This window comes from Streptomyces sp. NPDC090741 (assembly GCF_044769045.1).
Taxonomy (GTDB): domain Bacteria; phylum Actinomycetota; class Actinomycetes; order Streptomycetales; family Streptomycetaceae; genus Streptomyces.
On record NZ_JBIVXF010000002.1, the window covers coordinates 562,333 to 583,762 of the forward strand.

Genomic DNA, 21,430 nt, shown 5'->3' on the forward strand with positions numbered 1-21,430 from the left:
GTCCCGGGGGCTCGTCGATGTTGGTGTGCGGGTGCCTGCCGGCGCGTGGGTCAGCCGCGACCGGAGCCGGCTCGTGCGCCGGACGCGGCGAACTCCTGGACGAACGCGCCGCAGAACGCCTCCAGGTCGTCCGGCTTGCGGCTCGTGATCAGCGTGGCGGGCTCCGCACGGCAGACGTGCACCTTCTCGTCCACCCAAGTGCCGCCCGCGTTGCGGATGTCGGTTGCGAGGCTGGGCCAGGAGGTGAGGGTCCGGCCGCGTACGACGTCCGCCTCCACCAGCGTCCAAGGGGCGTGACAGATCGCGGCGACGGGTTTGCCCGCCTCGAAGAAGTCGCGGGTGAAGCCGACGGCCATCTCGTTCATGCGCAGGGCGTCGGGGTTGGCGACGCCGCCGGGCAGCACGAGCGCGTCGAAGGCATCCGAGGTGTCACCCGCCAGGACGTGGTCGACGGCGAAGGTGTCCCCCTTGTCGAAGTGCCGGAACGCGCGGACGCGGTCGGGCCCGGTCGACACCAGCCGCGGATTCCATCCGGCGTCGAGCGCGGCCTGCCAGGGCCGGGTCAGTTCGATCTCCTCGACGCCCTCGGGCGCCGTGAGGAATGCGATACGCATCTCGTACCCCTTCGTTCGGTATCGGATCGTTCCGGCACCGCGGGCTCTTCGCCGGGGTACGGCCGGTGCCGGTGCCGGTGCCGGTGCCGGTTCGGGTGCGGCACGGGCGAACCGGGCCCGTCTCGTACCGGGGCGCCTGCCCGCACGGGAGCGTCTCAATCAGCGTCGCGCGGGCTCGCCGTCACGGTTGCGTGCCGTTGCCAGGGCCGATGCGCCCGGGCCGGTGTGCGGCCATTCGGTTGCTCCGGGGGGCGGCCGGAGGCCGAACGGCCCCGCCACCGCCGCGCCGTCACCCGGCGTCGGGCTAGGGTCGGGAAACGGACCGTCCTGCGGCAGCCGGAGGGGCGAACGCGGACGGAGAGCCGCCGAGAATGACCCACCCGGTCGCGGGTATCCGTTCCGGGCCGTGTCCCCACGCGGAGGAGGCCCGCGCGCATGCCAGACGATGATCGGGACGAGACCCCGGCGGAGCGGGCCGATCGCCGCTGGAACGAGACGCTCCAAGAGGTGCGCGTCGCCCAGACCGGGGCCCAGATCCTCTTCGGCTTCCTGCTCAGCGTCGCCTTCACCCCCCGCTTCGCCCAGCTGGGCCCCTTCGACCGGGGCCTGTACGTCGTCACGGTGGCACTGGGCGCCCTGGCGACCGGGACCATGATCGCCCCGGTCGCCTACCACCAACTCCTGGCCGGACACCACCTCAAGCCGCAGCTGGTCCGGGCGGCGGGCCATCTGGTCTCCGTCGGCATCGTGCTCCTCGCACTGACCGTGACCCTCTCGGTGCTGCTCCTGCTGCGGGTCGCCACCTCGCACTGGATCGCCTGGCCGGTGACGGCCTGTGTCACGGGCTGGTTCGCGATCTGCTGGCTGGTGATGCCGAGCATGCTCCTGCGCAGCAAGACCAGGAGCGGGTGAGGGACGGAGCGGGCAGGTTTCCGGCGTCGGCGGGCGGGCAGGCGCACCGCGGGGGTCGTACGACGCTTTCGAGGAGTGACACGTCATGGAAGACCAAGGCGGCGCCGGAGGCGCTCCCCTGCACGGTCACGACGACGAGCAACGCCGTCGCGCCCCCCACGTCGAACGGACCGGGCCCGGCAAGGACGAGCACACTGTCCGGGCGGCGGACACCGACGAGGCGAGTCGTCTCGACAGGCCGGGGGAGGTCCCCAAGAAGGGCCCCGGTCCGGTACGCGAGATCCCCCACGGGGAGAGCGGGAAGGCCGACGGCTGACCCCCGGGAAGAGGGCCCGCCAGTCACTCACGGACGTCCGGCCGACCGGCTCCAGCCGGGGCGCGAGCCTCAGTCAGGAGGTGGCGGCCGCTAGTGGGGTGTGGGCGGGCGGAACGGTCTCCGGCGCCGGGGCGGGGCCGGGGGGTGTGCCGTCGCCGAGCGGCCTTCCGCCCAGCGCCGCGCGGCCGTGCGGGGCGAGCCAGCCCGACAGGTCCGGGCCGAGCGGCACGATCCCGGTCGGGTTGATGTCGTCGTGCACCAGGAAGTAGTGGCTCTTGATGTGGTCGAAGTCGACCGTGTCGCCGAATCCGGGAGTTTGGAACAGGTCCCGGGCGTACGCCCAGAGCACCGGCATCTCGGACAGCTTCTGCCGATTGCACTTGAAGTGGCCGTGGTAAACGGCGTCGAACCGCACGAGCGTGGTGAACAGCCGGACGTCCGCCTCCGTGATCGTTTCCCCGACGAGGTAGCGGGCGCCCTCCAGCCTCGCGGAGAGCAGGTCGAGCCGCCGGAACAGACGCTCGTACGCGGCGGCGTAGGACTCCTGCGACCCGGCGAACCCGGCCCGGTAGACGCCGTTGTTCACGTCCTGGTAGACCACCTCGTTCACGGCGTCGATCTCCTGGCGCAGGGCGGGCGGGTAGAGCGCCGGTGCCCCGCCGCGGTGGTACGGCTTCCACTCCAGCGACATGTCGATCGTCACCTGCGGGAAGTCGTTGGTCACGACCTGGCCCGTCGGTACGTCCACGATCGCCGGGACCGTGATGCCCCGGGCGTAGCCGGGGTCGCGGGCGAGGTACGCCTCCCGCAGGCGCTCGATTCCGAGTACCGGGTCGCGGCCGCCCGGATCGAGGTCGAAGCGCCAGCTGCGCTCGTCGTGCGTGGGCCCGGCGATGGCCATGGGCAGCGCCTCCTCCAGGCCGAGGAGGCGCCGTACGATCACCGCCCGGCTCGCCCAGGGGCAGGCACGGCTGACCACCAGCCGGTAGCGGCCGGGCTCCACGGGATACCCGTCGCGTCCGTCGGCGGTGATCCGCGTGGTGAGGTACCGGTCGTCGCGCGAGTACTCCTTGCCGCGCGTCACATAATTCATGTGGGTCGCCTACCCGCGAAGCGCTGCGGCGAACGTCGGCGGGGGTGCTCCGGCGGGTGTCCTGGGGGATCTGCCGACGGGGTAGATTGTGTGATCACACAGCTTGTGCGGCATAAATCCGTAGAGTAACCGGTCGGTAGCTCTGGATAATCGTGCCTGTTCTCGGCTAGCGTCTTGATCGCGCCGCCACACCCAGGGCACTCGGCCCTGCCGGGACTCGCGGCGCAGGGGAATTACTCACGTTGACGACTGCCATACAAGGCATCTTCGCCGTCCGTCCCTACACTCCTCACTGCCAGGTCATCCACGACGAGGGCGACCACGCCGTCATCGGCATCTCGTCCGGCAACTCCTACTTCACCCACGACCGCGTGCTCGAACTCGCCCGGTGGGGACTCGACAACTTCCGGGAAGTCGACCTCATCTGGACGGACATGCACGTGGCCGAGATGTTCGTGGCCCTCGGCTACCCCGAGGTCGAAGCGCAGCGCAAGGCGGTGAAGAACCTCCGCGGCGTACGGGCCAAGGTCACCGCCGCCGTCGCCACGCTCGACCCGGAAGGAGAGCGGCTGCGCGGCCGTCCGATGTCCGCGCTCCTGGAGCTCCCCGCCTACCAGCGCATCCGCTCCGGCCTCGACACCCTCATGGCCGACGACCCCGAGTTCCGCGAGGTGTGCGACCAACTCGCGGCCCGGTTCCTCGCCGACAAGCTGGCCGGCCAACCGCCCACCGAACTCCAGCGCGAGGTGTGCATCAAGTACGTGTGCGCCGAAGTGCCGCTGTTCCTCGACACCCCGGCCATCCTCGGGGTCTCCTCCTCGCTCAACTGCTACCACCAGGCACTGCCGTTGGCCGAGTTGCTGTACGCACGGGGCTGGGGTCTGCGCGCCTCGCGCAATCAGGGCCACGCCGTCATCACCCCCGCCGAAGAACCCGAAGGACAGGACCGCCGCGCATGACCAGCACGATCGAACCCACCACGGCGGCCGCGGCCGACGCGCTCACCCGGTTCCCGTTCGACGCCGACGGCACGCGACTGCCCGACGAGATCGCACACCTCCTCACCGACGAGCCGGTCAAGAAGGTCCGCACCATAGCCGGGGCGGAAGCGTGGCTGGTGTCCTCCTATCACCTGTGCAGGCAGGTGCTCGACGACCCCCGGTTCTCCCTCAAGGAGACCTCCGCCGAGGGGGCGCCCCGCCAGTACGCGCTGACCATCCCCCCGGAGGTGGTCAACAACATGGGGAACATCACGGGCGCCGGGCTGCGCAAGGCCGTGATGAAGGCCCTCAACCCGAAGGCCCCCGGGCTGGAGGAGTGGCTGACCGGCCACGCGCACGCACTCGTCGACCAGCTCGTCACCACCGGGGTGCCGGCCGATCTGCGCCGCGACTTCACCGTCCCGTACTCCACCGGGCTGCACTGCCACATCCTCGGCATCCCGCAGAGCGACGGCCCCGACCTCTACCGGTCGCTGCACATCGCGTTCATGAACAGCCCCCGTACCATCCCCGCGGCGGGCATCAACTGGGACCGCGACATGGGCCACATGATCGACCGGCTCGACGACCCGGCGACGACGGGCCTCATGGCCGAACTCGCTGCCCTGCGCAACGACCCCGACTACGCGCACCTGACGGACGAGATGCTCGCCACCGTCGGCGTCACGATGTTCGGCGCGGGTGTCATCAGCGTCATGGGATTCCTCACCATGGCACTCGTCTCGCTGATCCAGCACCCCGAACTCAAGGCCGAGTTGATCGCCGACCCGGCGCTCGTGCCCGCCGCCGTGGACGAGTTGCTGCGCATCAACCTGTCGATCGCCGACGGCCTGCCCCGCATCGCCACCGAGACCATGCGGCTCGGCGATGTCACCGTGCAGAAGGGGGAACTGGTCCTCGTCCTGGTCGAGGCCGCGAACCACGACCCCGCCGAGTTCGAGGACCCGCACACCGTACGCCTCGACCGGCCGAACCCGAACGCGCACCTGTCGTTCGGCGGCGGCGGCCACTACTGCCCGGCCACCGCCCTGGGCAAGCGGCACGCGCAGATCGCCATCGAGGTGCTCCTCGAACGGCTGCCCGGCCTGGACCTCGCCGTGCCGATCGAGCAACTCGTCTGGCGCACGGGGTTCATGAAGCGGATCCCGGAGCGGCTGCCCGTGCTCTGGTGAGCCTGCGCGTGAGCGTGCGGGTGAACTGAACGTACGGCGCCGAGGGCCGGGTCTGACCAGCCCGGCCCTCGGCGCATACGCCCGTCACCTCTCCGCCACGGCCTCCAGCGGGCTCAGCGAGGCGGCGCGGCGTGCCGGTACGGCGGCCGCGAGCACGCCGATCGTCAGGGACACCAGGCAGACGAGCAGCAGCGTCCCCCAGGGCAGCTCCAGGGAGTACTGCTTCATGGCGCCGTTGGTCAGCGACCCGACCGCCCAGGCCCCCAGCAGCCCGCCCGCCAGGCCCAGCAGCGTGCCGAAAGCGGCGACGGTCACCGACTCCAGGCGGACCATCCGCCGGATCCCGGCGCGGTCCATACCGATGGCACGCAGGACGCCGATCTCGCGGGTGCGGTCCGCGACCGACATGGCCAGGGTGTTGACGATGCCGAGCAGTGATATCACGGCGCCGATGGCGAGCAGACCGTACATCAGGGTCAGCAGGTCGGCCAGGGAGCCGGCGGCCTCGTCGACGAGTGCCTGCCGGTCCTTCACCTGCACCAGCGGGCTGTTGCCCGCGGCGGCGCGCAGCCGGTCCTCGGTGGTCTTCGAGACCGCGGCGCCGTCGGCGCGGACGAGGATCCGCTGGACGGAGTCGGGCAGGAAGCTGTCCCGCTGTACGTCGGCGCGCGAGCCCAGCACGTCCCCGGCGGTGGGGTTGTCCTCGTAGACGCCGACGACGGTGTACTGCGTGAACTCCTGGTTGCGGCCGATGCGGGCCTTGACCTGGCTGCCCGCGCTCGCGCCCTGCTCGCGCGCGACGGCGGCGGAGAGGGCGACGCGGCCCGGTCCCAGGTCCTTCAGGGAGCCGCTGACGAAGTCGAGCTTCATGACGTCGTTCACGGTGGCGGGGTCGACGCCGGAGATCTTGCGGACGCCGCCGCCGGTGAAGAGCGTGGAGTCCGCGATGCCCGCCGCCGTCCTCACCCCGGGGGCGCCGGCCACCCGCTTCTCGGTGCCCGGGTCGATGGCGGTCATGGCGCTGCGGCTGCCGATCACGTAGTCGGCGCCGAGGCCGGCCGCGGCCTGCCGGTCCAGGGCCTGCCCGGTGGAGTTCCCGATGACGGCGAGCCCGGCGACCAGCGCCGTACTGACGATCAGGGCGGAGGCGGTGGCCGCGGTGCGCCGCGGGTCGCGCAGCGCGTTCTCACGGGCGAGGTGCCCGGTGATCCCGAAGCGGCCGGTCAGCCGTCCGGTCAGCCGGATCACGGGGACGGCGAGCAGCGGCGCCAGCACGATCAGGGCGACGACGACCAGGGCGCAGCCGAACATCGCGTTCTGCAGGTTCTCCTCCGAGGCGTCCTTCGCCCCCGTGAGCGAGACCAGCAGCCCGGCGCCGGCGGCCAGCAGGACCAGTCCCACCGCACCGCGGACCCGGGAAGCGGCCGCGGTGGGCGGCTGCTCGCAGGCGCGCAGCGCCTCGATGGGCGCGACCCTCGCCGCCTTGCGGGACGGCAGCCACGCGGCGAGCACCGTGACGCCCACGCCCACGCCGAGCGCCGCCACGACGGGGAGCGGGCCGATCACCAGGGGGCCGTCGGGCAGGGAGTCCTGCGAACTGCTCAGGAGGCCGGGCAGTACGGAGGCGATGCCGAGGCCGAGCACGAAGCCGGCCGCCGACGACACCAGGCCGATCAGGACGGCCTCCCAGAGGATGGAGCGGACCACCTGGCGGCGCGAGGAGCCGATCGCCCGCAGCAGCGCGATCTCCCGGGTGCGCCGGGCGACGAGCATGGTGAAGGTGTTGACGATGAGGAAGGAGCCGATGAACAGCGAGACCCCGGCGAAGATCGTCGGCATCTTCTGGTGGCCCCGGGTCAGGGTGTCGGTGTAGGTGGCCTGCTGGGTCGCCTGGGCGGTCCCGGTGACGGCCTCGGCCCGGTCGGCCGGGAGCAGGACGGTGATCCGCTCGGCGAGCTTGAACTCGTCGGTGCCGGGCTCGGCGGACACGTCGATCGACGTGTACCGGCCCGGTGACGCGAACAGCTCCTGGGCGGTCGCCTTGTCGAACACGGCGAGGGTGCCTCCGGCCGTCACCCGCGAGTCCTCGGTCCTGACGATGCCCACGAGCCGCTTCTTCAGGACCGGGCCGTCGATGGCCAGCGTGACCGTGTCGCCGATCGAGAACCCGCCGGCCGCCGCGGTGCCGCTGTCCACGGCGAGTTCCCCGCCGCCGCGCGGGGCGCGGCCCTCGACCAGCGGATGGCGGCCGTCCCTGCCGTCCTTGCCGGGTACGTAGGCGGAGGCCAGGTTCGACCACGCCTTGCCGGCCCGCAGCGGACGGCCGTCCGCTCCGTTCAGGGTGGCCGAGCCGTCGGCCGCGGGCCGCGCGGCGGCGACGCCGGGTACCTCGGCCAGCTTCCGTACGAGCGCGTCGTCGAGGGCACCGGCCTGTTCCTCGGAGGCCCCGGGCGGGGCGGACTTCGGGGTCACGCTCACCGCGATGTCCGCGAAGTTCTTCGACGCGGCGGCACGGTAGGCCGCGGCGGAGGACTCCGCGAAGACGAGGGTGCCGCAGACGAACGCGACACCCAGGCAGACGGCGAGGACGGTCATGACCAGACGGGCCTTGTTCGCCAGGACGTTGCGCAGGGCTGTTCTCAGCATGGGCAGCTTTCGGGGACGTGGGCGTACGGGGAGCCGGGGGCGGGGAGGGGGAGGGAGCCGCGGGTCAGCTGGTGCGGGAGCCGGCGTCGAACGCCTTCATCCGGTCCAGGACCCGGTCCGGGGTGGGCCGGGACATCTCGTCGACCAGCCGGCCGTCGGAGAGGAAGACCACGCGGTCGGCATAGCCGGCGGCGACCGGGTCGTGCGTCACCATGACCACGGTCTGGCCGAGCTCGCGCACAGAGTCGCGCAGGAAGCCGAGGACCTCGGCCCCCGCGCGGGAGTCGAGGTTGCCGGTGGGCTCGTCGCCGAAGATGATCGCGGGCCGGGAGGCCAGGGCCCGGGCCACCGCCACGCGCTGCTGCTGCCCGCCGGACAGCTGTCCGGGCCGGTGGCCGAGCCGCTGGGAGAGGCCGACCATGGAGACCACGCGGTCCAGCCACTGCTGGTCGGGGCGGCGGCCGGCGATGCTGAGCGGCAGCGTGATGTTCTCCAGCGCGGTCAGCGTCGGCAGCAGGTTGAAGGCCTGGAAGATGAAGCCGATCCGGTCGCGGCGCAGCTCGGTGAGTTGCCGGTCGTTCAGGGTGCTCAGCTCGGTGGTGCCGATGCGTACGGAGCCGGAGCTGACCGGGTCGAGCCCGGCGGCGCAGTGCATCAGGGTGGACTTGCCGCAGCCGGAGGGGCCCATGATCGCGGTGAACTCGCCCTCCCGGAAGGCGATGCTGACACGGTCCAGCGCGACGACGCGGGTGTCGCCGCTTCCGTAGACCTTCGACAGGTCGCTGGTGGCCGCGGCGAACCCGGTCGTGGGGTGCGGCGCGAGGGCGTCAAAGGGTGCGGCGGTCACGGGGACTCCTCTTCGGTGCGGGTGGATGCACTTCGAAGGGTGTCCGGGGCGTGTATCGGGGCCGGGGCCGCCGTGTATCGGCGTCCGCGTCGCTTCGTATCAGTTGCGTAGAGGGGTGGGGCGGGCCCGTCAGGACGGCGGCAGGCGCAGGGTGGCGACGGCGCCGCCGTCCGGGGCGTTGTCCAGGCGCAGCTCGGCGCCGAGGACCCGGGCCTGGCCCAGGGCGATGGTCAGGCCCAGGCCGTGGCCCGAGCCGCGCTCCGCCGCGCCCGTGTGGAAGCGGCGCGGACCGTCGCGCAGCAGGTCGGGAGGGAAGCCGGGGCCGTGGTCCCGTACGACGACGGTACGGCCCTCGACGGTGACCTCGACCGGGGTCGCGCCGTGCCGGTGGGCGTTGACGACGAGGTTGCCGACGATCCGTTCGAGGCGGCGCGGATCGGTTTCGACGGTCTCCTCGGTCGCGGCAGCCGCCGCACCGGGAGATTCGGTCACGGTGACCGGCGCGTCGAATCCGGTGCGCGCCACGGCCTCGCGGACGACCGCGCCGAGCGGCACATGGGCGCGGACCGGGTGCTCGGCGCCCGCGTCCAGCCGGGAGATCTCCAGAAGGTCCTCGACCAGACCGCGCAGATCGCGTACGCGGCCCCTGACCAGGTCCTCCGTCTCGCCGGGCGGCAGCAGATCGGTGGCGGCGAGCAGGCCGCCGACCGGGGTGCGCAGCTCGTGGGCCACGTCCGCCGTGAACTGGCGCTCGGTCCGCAGCCGCCGGCCGAGGCTGTCGGCCATGAGGTCGACGGTGGCGGCGATGTCGGCCACCTCGTCGCCGCCCTTGGTGGGCCCGGTACGGGCGTCCAGGTCACCGGCGGAGATCCGGGCGGCGGTCTCGGAGACCCGGCGCAGCCGGCGGCCCAGCAGCCCGGCCCCGTAGGCCGCCAGGGGCACGGCCGCAGCGAGCGAGACCAGGGAGGCCACCGCCATGCTCATGTCGAGCCGGCGCAGGTCGTGGAGCTCCGAGTTCATGCCGACCTGGAAGGCCAGGACCGGGCTGCCCGGTCCGCCGACCCGCTGGGCGGCCCAGACGCTCGGCCCGACGTTGTTGTCCACGTGCCCGTCGTAGGCCGTGTGCCGGTCGCCGTCGGCCGGGTGGCCCAGTACGAGGGGCAGCTCGGCGGGATCGAGCGCGGCACCGTCCACCAGCGTCCCGGTGCGCCGGTAGGTCTCCATGGCCGCGTACACGCCGTTGAACGCCCGCATCTCGGCCCGGCTGCGGATGTCGCTCGCGGTCCACAGGTGGACGAGTACGCCGACGGCCGCCGCGACGAGACAGGCGGTGGCCGCGGCCAGCGCGGCGATCTTCCAGCGCAGGGAGACGCGGTCCGGCCGGGGGAGGCGACGGTACGGGCGCACGGTCTCAGCGCCTGAGCTTGTAGCCGAAGCCGCGGACCGTCTCGATCCGGTCCCGGCCGAGCTTCCGGCGCAGCCGCTGCACGCACAGGTCCACGACCCGGCTGTCGCCGTCCCAGCCGTACTCCCAGACGTTGCGCAGCAGGGTGTGCCGCTCCAGTACGACGCCCGGGTGGGCGGCGAACTCCAGCAGCAGCTTCAGCTCGGTCGGGGTCAGCGCCACCGGGCTTCCGGAGACGAAGACCTCCAGGCCGGCGGTGTCGAGGGTCAGGTCCCCGAAGACCAGCAGGTCCCCCTCGGAGGGGGCCGGCTCCTCGCCCGCGGCGCGCCCGGCTCCGGCGGCCGAGGGCGCGTAGGTCGCCCGGCGCAGCAGCGAGCGGATGCGGGCCACGAGTACGTAGGTGTCCACGGGCTTGACGACGTAGTCGTCGGCCCCGGCCTCCAGACCGGCCACGATGTCGAGGCCGTCGCCGCGGGCGGACATCATCAGGATCGGTACGAGGCTGGTTTCCCGGACCCTGCGGCACAGGCCGATGCCGTCCAGGCCGGGCAGCATCACGTCAAGAATCAGCAGGTCGAAGCCGTCGTCGTCGCTGCCGCTGCCGCTGCCGCCGCCGCTGCCGCTGCCGTTGTCGCGGTCGCCGTCGCGGAAGAGCTCCAGCCCCGCGAGCCCGTCGGCCGCGGCCCTCACCCGGTAGCCGTAGCGTTCGAGGGCGACCGTGAAGGAGCGGCGCATCAGCTCGTCGTCCTCCACCAGCAAGACGCGCACGGGGCGCGGAGAGGCCGGGGAGGGGGCGGACGAGGACACGGGGAGGACTCCTGTGCGGGCGGACGGGTGGGGGTGGGGGCGACCCGAACGGAACGATACGGCAGGTGGCGGGCGCGGCGACGGCCTCGCCGACCCGGTCCCCCGCTTCGATGGACAACCAAGCGCTCGCTGATACGCGGCGGATACAAACCCCGCCCCGGAGTCACTCTGGTTGCCGCTCCGGGGCCGTGGGGCTTGACTGGAACGCATGGACGAATCACGCCGGGCCTGGATCACGATCTTCGGCGTCCTCTTCGTCATCCTCGCCGACCTCGCGGCGATCGTGCTGATGAACACCGTCGGAAAGTGACCGGCAGACGGATCAGGAACGGAGAAGCGCGGGGCCGCGCCCCCCAACTACCGTGTTGGTCATGGACATCACCATTCACACGAGCTTCCTGCCGCACGACGACCCCGAGGCCGCGCTGGCCTTCTACCGCGACACCCTCGGGTTCGAGGTCCGCAGCGACGTCGGGCACGGCAAGATGCGCTGGATCACCGTCGGCCCCGTCGGCCAGCCCGGCACTTCCATCCTGCTGGCGCCGCCGGCCGCCGACCCCGGCATCACCGACGACGAGCGCCGCACCATCGTCGAGATGATGGCCAAGGGCACGTACGGCTGGATCCTGCTGGCCACCGGGGACCTCGACGCCACCTTCGAGAAGGTCCGGGCCGGCGACGCCGAGGTCGTCCAGGAACCGACCGAGCAGCCGTACGGCATCCGCGACTGCGCCTTCCGCGACCCCGCGGGCAATCTGATCCGCATCCAAGAACTCCGCTGAGCCGCGCCACCGAGCAGAGGGGGGTTCTCGTATGTGCAATCCCGCATGGGGGCGCGCACTCACCGAGGCGCAGCGCCTGAAGGATTTCGCCCGGCTGCGCCGCGTCCGCGACCGGATCGACCGGGAGTACGCGCAGCCGCTGGACGTCGAGGCGCTCGCGCGCGGCGCAGGCATGGCGGCCGGGCACCTCAGCCGGGAGTTCCGGCTCGCGTACGGGAAGTCGCCGTACGCCTATCTGATGGCGCGTCGCATCGAGCGCGCGGCGGCGCTGCTGCGCCGGGACGACCTCGGCGTCACCGAGCTGGTCGGCATACCGCCGAGCGCCGGTGAACCGGTCAGGAATCGAGAAGCACCGGCCGCCTCGCCGCAACTAGCGTGAGGGACATGAACTCCATCGCATCCGTCACCCTCGAGGTGGCCGACCCCACGGCCGCCGACCGCTTCTACACCGCCTTCGGTCTGGGCGGCCGGGTCCGCCTGCGCGCCTCGCAGGCACCGACGACCGGCTTCCGCGGGTTCGCGCTCTCGCTCACCGTGTCCCAGCCGTCCGTCGTCAACGGCTTCATCGGCGCCGCCCTCGACGCCGGTGCCACGTCGCTGAAGCCCGCCGCCAAGTCCTTCTGGGGCTACGGCGGCGTCGTACAGGCACCGGACGGGACGATCTGGAAGGTCGCGACGTCGGAGAAGAAGGACAGCGGCCCGGCCCCGCTGCAGTTCGACGAGATGGTGCTCCTGCTGGGATCCGCGGACGTGACCGCGAGCAAGCGGTTCTACATCGGCCGCGGACTCACCGTCGAGAAGAGCTTCGGCAGCAAGTACGTCCAGTTCCAGGCCCCGACGGGCGGGGTCAAGCCGGCGCTCTACGGGCGCCGCGCCCTCGCCAAGGACCTCGGCGTCCCCGCCGACGGCACGGGATCGCACCGGCTCGTGCTCGGCGGCGACGCCGGGGCCTTCGCGGACCCGGACGGGTTCGTCTGGGAGGCGGCGTCGCTGACGCCCGCGCCCTGACCCGCCGCCGAGCGACCGATGACCGACCGCAGCAGTGGAGGAAGAAATGACCGGCGTACCACCGCGTGGGCTTGAAGAGAGGGTGCGGGACACACGCGCGCGACTGGAGAGCGACATCGATCTCTGGGTCGCGACGCCGGGTTCCCCGGGCGTCCACCTCATCCCGCTCTCGTACCTCTGGGACGGGGCCGCGGTCCTCGTCTCGACTCCGCGCGCCTCGGTCACCGGCCGCAATCTGCTGGCGGACGGGCGGGTCCGGCTCGGCCTCGGGCCGACGCGTGACGTCGTCATGATCGACGGCGTCGCCGAGCCGGTGGACCTCGCCGATCTCGCGGAGGGGACGGGCGACGCCTTCGCGGCCAAGACCGGGTTCGACCCGCAGGGGCTCGACGAGCCGTACCAGTACTTCCGGATCCGCCCGACGCGGATCCAGGCCTGGCGGGAGGCCGACGAGCTGCAGGGCCGCACGCTCATGCGCGAGGGCCGCTGGCTCGGCTGACCGCCCCTTCCCAGGTGAATTCGGTGGCGAACTCGGGCCGTTGCGTACCAACATGCGCCGCATGAGCGATCAACCCGCGCGATGGACCGAGGCAACCGTCTACCCCGACATGTGGGCCGACCCGGACGACGATCCCCGCAACAACGAGAACAGTCCGGACGGCGAGCTCGCGACGCTGCAGGACTTCCTCGCGAACTACCGCCTGACCCTGCGGATGAAGTGCGAGGGTCTGGACGCGGAGCAGCTGGCCCGCCGGTCGGTTCCGCCCTCGTCGATGTCCCTGCTCGGCCTGCTGCGGCACCTCGCCGAAGTGGAACGGGACTGGCGGAACTGGATCACCGACGGCGAACCGGTGCCGAAGCTGTACGGCGCGAAGGACGCGGACTTCCACGGAGCCGTCGCCGAGCAGGCCGTGGTCGATGCCGCCTACGCGGATCTGGAGCGCGAGCAGGCAGCGACCGACGCCGCGCTGGCCGAGCACCCGGATCCGGGCGAGCGGGTGGGTAAGGACGGGATCGCGATCCGGGAGCTGCTGGTGCACCGGATCGAGGAGTACGCCCGGCACTGCGGGCAGGCCGACCTGTTGCGCGAGTGCGTCGACGGCAGGGTGGGCCAGTAACGCTCCACAGCCCGGAGACACCTCCGACCGGCGGGAGGCGGAGGTGTCGCCGGGAACCGTCGGCAGGAGCTGTCAGCGGGCCGTGCCGAAGTCCTGCGTCCAGTAGGAGTTCGGCTGCGCGAGGCCCACGCCGATCTCCTTGAAGGCACAGTTGAGGATGTTCTCGCGGTGCCCGGGGCTGTTCATCCAGCCGGTCATGACCTGCTCGGGCGTGCTGTAGCCGTACGCGACGTTCTCGCCGTACGTCATCCAGCTGAAGCCGCTGCGGGTGATGCGCTCGCCCGGGTCCGAACCGTCGGAGCCGGTGTGCGACATGTTGGAGTGCGCGGCCATGTCCTGGCTGTGGTTCAGCGCGGCGGCCGTCAGCTTCGGATTGACGGTGAGCGCCGAGCAGCCGACCTTGGCGCGCTCCTTGTTCACGAGGGCCACCACCTCGGCCGCCGGGCCGGAGGCCGTACCGGTCGGGGTGGTCGGCTGCTGCGCGGTGGGCGGAGCCGCAGGCTTCGCGGGGGCCGGGCGCGCGGGCTTCGCGGCGGGGGGCTGCTGCGTCGGCTCGGTGGCCGGCTGAGTCGGCTCCGGGGCCTGCGTGGTCTGCGCGGCCGGCGTGGCCGTCGCCGTCTCGACCGGGACCGGGGCGTCCGTCGGCTCCGTCAGGGTCTGGATCGACTCGGTGGGGGAGGGCGCGGTGTGAGAGGGGCGCATGCCGTGCCTGCCGCCGGCCTTCGCCCCAGTTGCCCCGTTGGTGTGCAGGCATGCCATGGCGGCCGTGGGTATGCCCACGAGGCCCAGGGTGACGGCGGCGATGGTTATTTTCTTGTAGTGCGTCTTCTTGCGGTGCTTGTGCATGCGTGACCTCACGTGGTTTCTGCGATGCGTCCTGCGCCTGAGCTGCTGGAGCGCGGGGGCCGGGCCGCCATTCTTAGAAGCCCCGGAACGGGCTGGCAAGTCTCGCCGCCGGGCCGCGGGGCAGGGCCGGGCGCCGGGCTTGAAAAGGGCGGACAGTCGTGCTGACCGGGTGGTCGGACGGCCGCGTGAGATCGGGACCCACCATCAGACATGGCTGTGACGTGGCAAGTTGCCGCAGGCGCTGCCCTTGCACGAGACACCCATGTCGGGTGAAGAGGGGAATGTCGATTCGAGTGGGACAAATATCGACATGTCGGGGAAGGGTGAACGGACGTAATGCTTCCGTGATCAGTTGTCCCGTGGTGATGCATGTCACTGTTTCGCGTGGAACCAAGCGAGGCTCAGGGGCGGGCGGTGCACGCCCGCCCCCGGCTGGTGATCAGAACCAGTTGATGGTGAGGGGGAAGGTGGTGGTGGCGGTGGCTGTGGTGGTGTCGGTGGCGGTTGCGGTGATCTGGAGGGTTCCGGTGGTCCAGGGTTTGCCGGTGATGCGGCCGGTGTTGGTGTCGATGGTGAGGCCGAGGGGGAGTCCGGTGGTGGTGTAGCGGAGGGCGGGTTTGCCGCCGGTGGCGGTGAGTTGGATGGTGCAGGACTGGTTGAACTTGCAGGTCCGGGGGCCGGGGTTGGCCAGCTTCAGGTCACCGGGAGTCGGGGTCGGGGTGGGCGTGGGAGTCGGCGTGGGGGTCGGCGTCGGGGTCGTGGAGCCGTCGAAGACCTCCGTGATCGGCTGGACGTTCGCCGCGTTGCCCGCGTGCGTCGCCGTACCGAACAGGTCCTCGAAGGTGCGCAGCAGGTGGTGGTGGTTGAAGGCGGTGGCGTACGTGCCGGTCTTCACCTTCGCCCCGTAGAACACCGTGGCGATCTGGTTGGAGCCGAGGTAGTTGTCCTCGTCCCACGTCAGCACCAGCAGGCTGTTGTTGGCCTTCGCCCACTGCGCGTACGCGTCGATGTTGTTCTTCGTCCACGTGTCACCCGTGTTCACCGAGCACGAGTGCATGTCGTTGCACTGGTTCGGGACGACGAAGGACAGGTTCGGCAGTGCCGCGAAGTTGTTCTGCGGGAATTGTGTCCAGGTTTTCCCCGTATTCAGCGGTACGTTCTTGAAGGCGAACCACGGGTTGTGCTTCTGCGCGTACTGGCCGTTGGTGCAGGCGGTGGACCCCTCGGCCGGCAGGTCCTCGTTGTACGACGCGAAGGTCTTCCCGGCCGCGATCAGCTCCTGGCCGAGGTTGGCCGCGCTCATCGACTGCGGGGTGTAGCAGCCGTCCCCGGTGATGCCCTGGGTGGCGCCGGAGAACAGGTTGAAGTAGTTCGGCTGGCTGGGGTGGGTCAGCGCCTTCATGCCGGTCAGTCCGGCACCGCCGTTCGCGAGCTGGTTGACGTACAGGGCGTTCGCGCTGCCGATGATCTCGCCGTACTGCTTGTTCTCGTAGACGACGACCACCACGTGGTCGTAGGTCGGCAGGGCTGCCGCGACCGCAGGTGTTCGCGAGGTCGCCGAATCCGTCTCGGCCGCCTGCGAGTTGGCCACGGTGAACGCGCCCAGCAGGCAGAGCGTGCCGAGTGCGGCCACGAGCGCGGACCGGCGGGCCCTGCGTCTCGTGGCGGCCATGGGTGAGGGCATGAGCGGTTCCTCCTCGGTGTGGGTGTTCATTGCTCGTGGGTGGTTCATTCCTCCCGCCGGGCCGCACCGGCCACGGCGATGTTCAGGAAGCGCGGTACCGGCCGGCCCCGGCCGCGGAAGTCCTCCGCCACCGCGGCCCGTACCGCCGTCAGGCGGGACGCGGGCAGCAGCACCAGCACGCTCCGCCCCGGCCGCCGCCCGGGCGGCCACGCGCTCAGCGCCCCGGCCCGGCGGGCGCAGGACACCGCCCGGGCCAGCTCGGCCGCCCGGTCCGCGGGATCGCCACGGACGGCGAGGAGCACCAGCCGCGTCCCCGAAGCGGCCGGATCGAAGGCGACGTGACGCCGCTCCTCCCCGGTGTCCGGCAGCAGGGCCTGGCCCGGCCGGGCGAACAGCACCGCCCTGCGCAGCGCGTCGTCGCCGTCCGGCAGCGCCCCCGCCAGCAGCCGGGCCAGCCCGTCCCGGTCCGGTTCCGCGTCGGTGGCCGGGGTGTGTACGTCGGCCACCGCGAGTGCCATCGCACAGTCGGCGGGCTCCGCCGTGGCCAGCCCGGCGGCTTCCGTGAGCGAGCCCTGGAGGTGCAGGTCGGTCCCGCCGCGCCCGTACCCGGCGCGGGCCAGTGCCCGCAGCAGTGCGTACGGGCGGACGGCCCAGGCGGGGGCGGCGGGCGGCGGACCGTCCGGGGTCAGCGGAAGATCGCAGCTGTCGGCGGGGTGCCCGAGGGAGCTGAGCCGCACCAGCCCGTCCGTACGCGGCGCGGCGGCGGCCGCCACCGGCCAGCCGGCTGCCGCGACCAGCCCGGGCGAGCCCAGGTGGAAGGCGTACGGGGCGCTCCAGACGGCGGTCGGCGGCCGGCCGTGCGCGGCCTCCAGGGCGTAGGCGACGAGCCGGAAGAGCGGATCGGCGGTGGCCCGGCGCGCCAGATCCGGCGGCACGGGACCGACGGGCGGGGGGCCGAGGGGGACGGGAGCAACGGGGACGGAGCCGACGGGGAGGGTTCCGCCGGGCTCGGAGCCGAGGGGCACGGTTCCCCCGGGCTCGGAGCCGGCGGGCGTGGCGCCGCCGCCGCGCGGCGTGGCGCCGGTCCGGGCCGCCGTCACCGGTCCTCCCCGACCGCCGTCGGCAGCCGGTCGTCCCGGCGGGCCAGCAGCCGGTAGGCGTTCCCGCCGTCCGTCCGCCGGGCCAGGGTCGTCCGCAGCGCGTCGAGCGCCGCCGCACCGGCGAAGCAGGGCAGCGCCGCCGCCCGTACGGCATGCGCCAGCGCCCGCCCGCGGCGCGTGGCCGGAGGAGCCCACGGGCGGTCCGGGTCCGGTGCCAGCCGGGTGGTGGTCAGGGCCACCGCGCCGAAGAAGTCGTTGCCCTGGTGGGCGGCGCCGTGCTCCTCGGCCAGGACGGTGAACCCGCGGTCGGCCAGCGCCTCGCGCAGGTTCGAAGCCGGGATCAGGTGCTGGTGCTGCGGCTGGAACCACGGCAGCCACGCGGATCCCAGCAGCCGTGCCATCCGCGATTCGGGGTCGGGCAGCTCGATCGCCAGGAACCCGCCGGGGGCGAGGACGGCGGCCGCGGTGTCCAGCTCGGTGAGCGGATCCCGGGTGTGCTCCAGGTAGTGGTACATGCTGACCACCTCGTACCGGCCGGCCAGCTTCTGCGCGAACTCCGGGAACTGGCCCTGGAATCCGGTCTCCACCCAGCCGCGCCGCTCTGCCTCGCCGACGCCGTCGCCCATGTCCAGCCCGTCGAAGCGGGTGTCCGGCCAGACGGCCCGCGCCGCGTTGCAGAAGTGGCCGTGCCCGGTCCCGACGTCGAGCCAGGAGGCCGGGGCGTCCGCCGTGTGCGGGCGGAGCATCTCGGCGCGCTTGCGGTACGAGTCGCCGAGCCGTCCGAAGACCGTCCCGGCACCCTCCCCGCCATGCCCGTCGTAGAAGTCCCGGTAGTAGAACTCCAGTCCGTCCAGGGTCAGTCGGGGGTTCTGGAAGACGTGGCGGCAGTCCGCGCACTGCTCCAGGGTGAACCGGCCGGGCTTGCCCTGGAGGAGATCGGGCACCCGGACGCGCACGAAGAGCTGCTGGGAGCCGCACCAGGGGCAGCCCGTCCGCCGCGGTTCGAGGAACCGGTCGGTGCCGAAGGCCAGTTCGGACCGGTACGCGGCCGCGCGGGCGGTGTCGGCGCCGGTGTCGGCGTCAGCGTCGGCGGCCGTACGGAGGACGGCGGCGGCCGTACGTACGGCGGCGCCGAGGGAACGCGCCGGCCGGGCGGCGGTGGCCCCGGGGAGATCGGCGGGACGCAGCGGGGCGCCCGGCCCCCCGAGCACCAGGTACGGCTGCAGCCAGTACAGCCCGGCGGCGGCCGCACCCCACCGGCCCTGGCGCCCGGCGAGCCCGGCCAGCAGCCCCAGCCCGGCGAGCTGCGCGGCGGCCAGCACCCCCGGCGGCAGCCCCTGGGCCCGCAGTTCGGCCGCCCGTACCGCCCCCGCCGGATCGCCGGCCCGGCCGACGGACAGCGCGGGGGCGATGGCCAGGCCCGTGGAGTCGGCGGCGTACTCCTTCAAACGGCGGGTCAGCGCCAGGAGATCGGCGGGCTCCCGGCCGGCGGCCTCCAGGCCCGCGTCGTCCGGACACGGCCAGAGCAGGTCCGCCCGGCCCGGCTCCGCGCCGCTCGCGCCCAGACTGCTCGCGCCCAGACTGCTCGCGCCCAGACTGCTCGCGCCCAGACTGCTCGCGCCCAGACTGCTCGCGCCCAGACCGGTCCCGCCCAGACCGGTCCCGCCCAGATCCACCCCGGCCCTCGCCAGTACCTCCTCGGCGACGAGCACCGCGTACCCCGCCCCGCGCCCCTCCGCGAGCCGGTCCTCCCGGTATCCGGCCGGGTCGACCAGCCGCAGCAGCCCCAGTACCCGCTCGGCGGCGAGATCGGCCGGCAGCAGGTCCAGCACCCGCAGGCCCTCCCGGTCGGCGTGCGCGCAGGCGGCCAGGAACGTGGCCGGGTTGACCTCGACCCCGCGCGCGGTCAACAGCCGCCACCCCGCGGCACGCGGCAGCCCGTCCGCCGCGGACGGGGGCGCGGGCAGTACGGGGATCGTCCGCAGCCGGCGGCGGGCGCGCACCGTACCGGCGCCGAGCGCGGCCAGAGCCAGCGCGGAGGTCCAACGGACCCGGTGGAAGGGGGGAGGTGTCATGAGAGCTTCTCCAACCGGTCGGCCGCGGCGGCGGCTCCGCCGGCCGCGGCGAAGGAGGCCTGGATCCGCCGGGCGGCCCGGCGATGGCCGGGATCGTCCAGCACGGCCGTGAGCGCATCACACAGTTCCTCGGCCCGGGTCCTGCCGAAGCGCACCCGCACCCCCGCCCCCGCCTCGACGACCTGCCGGGCCACGATCGGCTGGTCGTCGCGGATCGGCGAGACCACCAGCGGCAGCCCGAAGGCGAGCGCCTCGCAGACGGTGTTGTGCCCGCCGTGGCTGACCACGGCGTCCAGGTGCGGCAGCAGCTCCAGCTGCGGCACCCGCTCCTGGAGCAGTACGTTGCGCGGCACCGGCCCGACCAGCGAGGCGGGCGCGGCCAGCACCAACTGCACGTCGTCCGCCAGCCGTTCGGCTGCCTTCAGTACGGTGGCGTAGAACCGCCCGCCGGCCTCCTGGTTGAGGGTGCCCAGCGAGACAAGCACCCGCCGTCGCTCCGGATCGAGCCGCTGCCACGGGAAGTGCGGGGCGGCCGGCCTGGCCCCGAAGGCGGGTCCGACGAAGGCGTGATGGACCGGGAACTCCGCGCCGACGCCGACGAGTTCGGGAGTCGAGAAGACGATCACCAGTCGCTCGGAGAACCGCGGATCCCAGTCCGCGTCCGGCATCCCGCAGGCCGAGAGGAAGCCGGAGATCTGCCCGGAGACCCACTCCCCGACCTTCGGGAAATCGGCGAAGGGGCGGGTCAGTTCGGCCGACGTACTGGCCGAGGTGGCCCAGGGGATCCCCAGCCTGCGCGCGACCACCGGGCCGGCCAGCGCCTGCTGGTCGGCGACCAGCAGGTCCGGCTCGAAGGACTGCACGGCCTGCGTCACCCCGGCCACCATCGCCAGGCCCAGCGGTACCAGCGCCTCCTCCCACAGGAAGCGCAGCGCCCCGACCCCGCGCAGATCGCGCCAGCGCTCGTGCAGGGCCGCGTAGCCGCCGCCCGCCTCGTCCCCGGCCGGCAGAATGCGGGCGTGCGCGGGCAGCAGCCGGGCCAGCGCCCCGGCCGGCCCGGCCCAGGCCACCTCGTGCCCCCGGGCGGCCAGTTCGGCGCCGACCGCCACCGTCGGGTTGACGTGTCCCGCCAGCGGCGGGACCGTGAACAGCACCCTCATCGGACCAGCGCTCCCGCCCGCGGGGCGCGTGCCCTGCGCACCGCTGCCGCCGCCGTCGCTTCGAGATGGGCGAGCACGGTCTCCCGTAGGACCCCGCTGCTCTCCTTCAGTACGTCGTGGCCGAGGCCGGGCAGGATCTCGATCGTGGCGCGGGGCGCATGGCGGGCCAACTCCACTGCCCCCGGGACCAGTTCCGAGTGTTCGCCGCAGACGATCAGCGTCGGGCAGTCCAGCCGGGCGAAGTCGGCGGTCGTGAAGGTGCGGCTCGCCGCGATGTCGTCGATCAGGCTGGTCCGGTTCAGCAGTTCGTCGGCGATCGAGGTGAGGTTGGCGGCCTTGCGCAGCCGCAGGGTGAGCAGCTCGGCGGGGACCGGGCTGTCCTCCAGGCTCAGCGCGGCAGCCGACAGGGTGTCCACCATGTTCTCCACCCAGGCCCCGCTGAGCGGGGGTTCGAGCAGGGTCAGTCCGGCGACGAGATCCGGGCGGGCGAGGGCCGCGTGCAGGGCCAGCGTGCCGCCGTAGCTGTTGCCGACCAGGTGCACCGGGCGCTGCCCGAGGCCCAGCGCGCCGAGCAGCGACACCAGATCCCGTACGGCGGTGCGGCTGTCGTAGCCGGTGGCCGGGCGCTCGGTGCGGCCGTGGCCGCGGAGGTCGTAGAGGACGGCCTCGTGGCCCGCCCTGGCCACCGGGACGGCCAGGGGGCAGTAGAAGGAGGACAGGTTGTCCACGACCAGCCCGTGCAGGAACACGACGACGGGACGGTCGGGACCGGCGGCCTCGGCGGTGGCCGGGAGCCGCTGGACGTGGAAGCGCAGGGATCCCGCGGGGACGAAGGCCATGGCGG

The 21,430-nt window shown here is 72.8% G+C and carries 21 protein-coding genes; 9 read left to right on the top strand and 12 right to left on the bottom strand.

The features are described 5' to 3' along the window. Positions 1 to 50 precede the first annotated feature (50 nt). Positions 51 to 614, bottom strand: coding sequence for a type 1 glutamine amidotransferase domain-containing protein (locus ACIQU4_RS07705; protein ID WP_403727115.1), 564 nt, complete (start codon positions 612 to 614; stop codon positions 51 to 53). 435 nt (positions 615 to 1,049) lie between these two features. Between ACIQU4_RS07705 and ACIQU4_RS07710 the strand changes: the two genes are divergently transcribed. Further along, on the top strand, positions 1,050 to 1,526 hold the full coding sequence (locus ACIQU4_RS07710; RefSeq protein ID WP_403727117.1) for a DUF6328 family protein: 477 nt from the start codon (positions 1,050 to 1,052) through the stop codon (positions 1,524 to 1,526). 85 nt (positions 1,527 to 1,611) lie between these two features. Beyond that, positions 1,612 to 1,842, top strand: a complete 231-nt coding sequence (locus tag ACIQU4_RS07715; RefSeq protein WP_403727119.1) for a hypothetical protein — start codon at positions 1,612 to 1,614, stop codon at positions 1,840 to 1,842. Between the two features lie 73 nt (positions 1,843 to 1,915). Here ACIQU4_RS07715 and ACIQU4_RS07720 read toward each other — a convergent pair whose 3' ends face one another. Next, positions 1,916 to 2,935 carry a glutathione S-transferase family protein gene (locus ACIQU4_RS07720; RefSeq protein ID WP_403727121.1) on the bottom strand — a complete coding sequence of 340 codons (1,020 nt, stop codon included), beginning with the start codon at positions 2,933 to 2,935 and terminating at the stop codon, positions 1,916 to 1,918. 242 nt (positions 2,936 to 3,177) lie between these two features. Here ACIQU4_RS07720 and ACIQU4_RS07725 point away from each other — a divergent pair, with 242 nt between their 5' ends. Continuing rightward, on the top strand, positions 3,178 to 3,894 hold the full coding sequence (locus ACIQU4_RS07725; protein ID WP_403727123.1) for a tRNA-dependent cyclodipeptide synthase: 717 nt from the start codon (positions 3,178 to 3,180) through the stop codon (positions 3,892 to 3,894). Further along, entirely contained in the window at positions 3,891 to 5,108 is a 1,218-nt protein-coding gene (locus ACIQU4_RS07730) for a cytochrome P450 (RefSeq protein WP_403727125.1), read from the top strand. Before ACIQU4_RS07725 ends, ACIQU4_RS07730 begins: the two co-directional genes overlap by 4 nt. Before the next feature lie 84 nt (positions 5,109 to 5,192). On the opposite strand, the gene ACIQU4_RS07735 is transcribed toward ACIQU4_RS07730, so the two are convergent. From ACIQU4_RS07735 to ACIQU4_RS07750, 4 genes are all read right to left on the bottom strand, one after another. Further along, positions 5,193 to 7,754 (bottom strand): ABC transporter permease, encoded by a 2,562-nt coding sequence (locus tag ACIQU4_RS07735; protein WP_403727127.1) that lies wholly within the window; start codon positions 7,752 to 7,754, stop codon positions 5,193 to 5,195. 64 nt (positions 7,755 to 7,818) lie between these two features. Next, complete coding sequence (locus ACIQU4_RS07740) at positions 7,819 to 8,601, bottom strand: ABC transporter ATP-binding protein (RefSeq protein WP_403727129.1); 783 nt, start codon at positions 8,599 to 8,601, stop codon at positions 7,819 to 7,821. A gap of 129 nt (positions 8,602 to 8,730) precedes the next feature. Next, a complete protein-coding gene (locus ACIQU4_RS07745) occupies positions 8,731 to 10,008 on the bottom strand; it encodes a sensor histidine kinase (protein WP_403727131.1) in 1,278 nt (425 codons plus the stop codon). 4 nt (positions 10,009 to 10,012) lie between these two features. Continuing rightward, positions 10,013 to 10,741, bottom strand: coding sequence for a response regulator transcription factor (locus tag ACIQU4_RS07750; protein WP_403727726.1), 729 nt, complete (start codon positions 10,739 to 10,741; stop codon positions 10,013 to 10,015). Positions 10,742 to 11,184: 443 nt separating this feature from the next. On the opposite strand from ACIQU4_RS07750, the gene ACIQU4_RS07755 reads away from it, so the two are divergent. Genes ACIQU4_RS07755 through ACIQU4_RS07775 form a run of 5 tightly spaced genes read left to right on the top strand, consistent with a single transcriptional unit; the run spans position 11,185 to position 13,721 of the window. Then, positions 11,185 to 11,595, top strand: a complete 411-nt coding sequence (locus ACIQU4_RS07755; RefSeq protein ID WP_403727132.1) for a VOC family protein — start codon at positions 11,185 to 11,187, stop codon at positions 11,593 to 11,595. A 31-nt stretch (positions 11,596 to 11,626) separates the two neighbouring features. Then, positions 11,627 to 11,974, top strand: a complete 348-nt coding sequence (locus tag ACIQU4_RS07760; protein WP_403727133.1) for a helix-turn-helix domain-containing protein — start codon at positions 11,627 to 11,629, stop codon at positions 11,972 to 11,974. Between the two features lie 5 nt (positions 11,975 to 11,979). Continuing rightward, positions 11,980 to 12,603: a glyoxalase gene (locus tag ACIQU4_RS07765; protein WP_403727135.1), complete on the top strand. Its 624-nt coding sequence runs from the start codon at positions 11,980 to 11,982 to the stop codon at positions 12,601 to 12,603. A 46-nt stretch (positions 12,604 to 12,649) separates the two neighbouring features. Beyond that, positions 12,650 to 13,102, top strand: coding sequence for a pyridoxamine 5'-phosphate oxidase family protein (locus ACIQU4_RS07770; RefSeq protein ID WP_403727137.1), 453 nt, complete (start codon positions 12,650 to 12,652; stop codon positions 13,100 to 13,102). A 52-nt stretch (positions 13,103 to 13,154) separates the two neighbouring features. Continuing rightward, a complete protein-coding gene (locus ACIQU4_RS07775; RefSeq protein WP_403727139.1) occupies positions 13,155 to 13,721 on the top strand; it encodes a DinB family protein in 567 nt (188 codons plus the stop codon). A gap of 72 nt (positions 13,722 to 13,793) precedes the next feature. Here ACIQU4_RS07775 and ACIQU4_RS07780 read toward each other — a convergent pair whose 3' ends face one another. The 6 genes from ACIQU4_RS07780 to ACIQU4_RS07805 form a co-directional block, all read right to left on the bottom strand. After that, positions 13,794 to 14,567 carry a CAP domain-containing protein gene (locus ACIQU4_RS07780; protein WP_403727141.1) on the bottom strand — a complete coding sequence of 258 codons (774 nt, stop codon included), beginning with the start codon at positions 14,565 to 14,567 and terminating at the stop codon, positions 13,794 to 13,796. Between the two features lie 439 nt (positions 14,568 to 15,006). Further along, positions 15,007 to 16,281 (bottom strand): alkaline phosphatase family protein, encoded by a 1,275-nt coding sequence (locus ACIQU4_RS07785; RefSeq protein ID WP_403727143.1) that lies wholly within the window; start codon positions 16,279 to 16,281, stop codon positions 15,007 to 15,009. A gap of 14 nt (positions 16,282 to 16,295) precedes the next feature. Beyond that, on the bottom strand, positions 16,296 to 17,351 hold the full coding sequence (locus ACIQU4_RS07790; RefSeq protein WP_403727144.1) for a galactokinase: 1,056 nt from the start codon (positions 17,349 to 17,351) through the stop codon (positions 16,296 to 16,298). Further along, entirely contained in the window at positions 17,348 to 19,426 is a 2,079-nt protein-coding gene (locus ACIQU4_RS07795; RefSeq protein WP_403727146.1) for a methyltransferase domain-containing protein, read from the bottom strand. The genes ACIQU4_RS07790 and ACIQU4_RS07795 overlap by 4 nt, the downstream gene beginning before the upstream one ends. Beyond that, entirely contained in the window at positions 19,423 to 20,586 is a 1,164-nt protein-coding gene (locus ACIQU4_RS07800; RefSeq protein ID WP_403727148.1) for a glycosyltransferase, read from the bottom strand. The genes ACIQU4_RS07795 and ACIQU4_RS07800 overlap by 4 nt, the downstream gene beginning before the upstream one ends. Further along, on the bottom strand, positions 20,583 to 21,425 hold the full coding sequence (locus ACIQU4_RS07805) for an alpha/beta fold hydrolase (RefSeq protein WP_403727150.1): 843 nt from the start codon (positions 21,423 to 21,425) through the stop codon (positions 20,583 to 20,585). The genes ACIQU4_RS07800 and ACIQU4_RS07805 overlap by 4 nt, the downstream gene beginning before the upstream one ends. Positions 21,426 to 21,430: the final 5 nt, after the last annotated feature.

Excerpts from the sequence above, each read along its gene's own strand:
- ACIQU4_RS07705 (WP_403727115.1), bottom strand. The coding sequence starts at position 614 with ATGCGTATCGCATTCCTCACGGCGCCCGAGGGCGTCGAGGAGATCGAA.
- ACIQU4_RS07710 (WP_403727117.1), top strand. The coding sequence starts at position 1,050 with ATGCCAGACGATGATCGGGACGAGACCCCGGCGGAGCGGGCCGATCGC.
- ACIQU4_RS07715 (WP_403727119.1), top strand. The coding sequence starts at position 1,612 with ATGGAAGACCAAGGCGGCGCCGGAGGCGCTCCCCTGCACGGTCACGAC.
- ACIQU4_RS07720 (WP_403727121.1), bottom strand. The coding sequence starts at position 2,935 with ATGAATTATGTGACGCGCGGCAAGGAGTACTCGCGCGACGACCGGTAC.
- ACIQU4_RS07730 (WP_403727125.1), top strand. The coding sequence starts at position 3,891 with ATGACCAGCACGATCGAACCCACCACGGCGGCCGCGGCCGACGCGCTC.
- ACIQU4_RS07735 (WP_403727127.1), bottom strand. The coding sequence starts at position 7,754 with ATGCTGAGAACAGCCCTGCGCAACGTCCTGGCGAACAAGGCCCGTCTG.
- ACIQU4_RS07750 (WP_403727726.1), bottom strand. The coding sequence starts at position 10,741 with ATGCGCCGCTCCTTCACGGTCGCCCTCGAACGCTACGGCTACCGGGTG.
- ACIQU4_RS07755 (WP_403727132.1), top strand. The coding sequence starts at position 11,185 with ATGGACATCACCATTCACACGAGCTTCCTGCCGCACGACGACCCCGAG.
- ACIQU4_RS07760 (WP_403727133.1), top strand. The coding sequence starts at position 11,627 with ATGTGCAATCCCGCATGGGGGCGCGCACTCACCGAGGCGCAGCGCCTG.
- ACIQU4_RS07765 (WP_403727135.1), top strand. The coding sequence starts at position 11,980 with ATGAACTCCATCGCATCCGTCACCCTCGAGGTGGCCGACCCCACGGCC.
- ACIQU4_RS07770 (WP_403727137.1), top strand. The coding sequence starts at position 12,650 with ATGACCGGCGTACCACCGCGTGGGCTTGAAGAGAGGGTGCGGGACACA.
- ACIQU4_RS07775 (WP_403727139.1), top strand. The coding sequence starts at position 13,155 with ATGCGCCGCATGAGCGATCAACCCGCGCGATGGACCGAGGCAACCGTC.
- ACIQU4_RS07780 (WP_403727141.1), bottom strand. The coding sequence starts at position 14,567 with ATGCACAAGCACCGCAAGAAGACGCACTACAAGAAAATAACCATCGCC.
- ACIQU4_RS07785 (WP_403727143.1), bottom strand. The coding sequence starts at position 16,281 with ATGAACACCCACACCGAGGAGGAACCGCTCATGCCCTCACCCATGGCC.
- ACIQU4_RS07795 (WP_403727146.1), bottom strand. The coding sequence starts at position 19,426 with ATGACACCTCCCCCCTTCCACCGGGTCCGTTGGACCTCCGCGCTGGCT.
- ACIQU4_RS07800 (WP_403727148.1), bottom strand. The coding sequence starts at position 20,586 with ATGAGGGTGCTGTTCACGGTCCCGCCGCTGGCGGGACACGTCAACCCG.
- ACIQU4_RS07805 (WP_403727150.1), bottom strand. The coding sequence starts at position 21,425 with ATGGCCTTCGTCCCCGCGGGATCCCTGCGCTTCCACGTCCAGCGGCTC.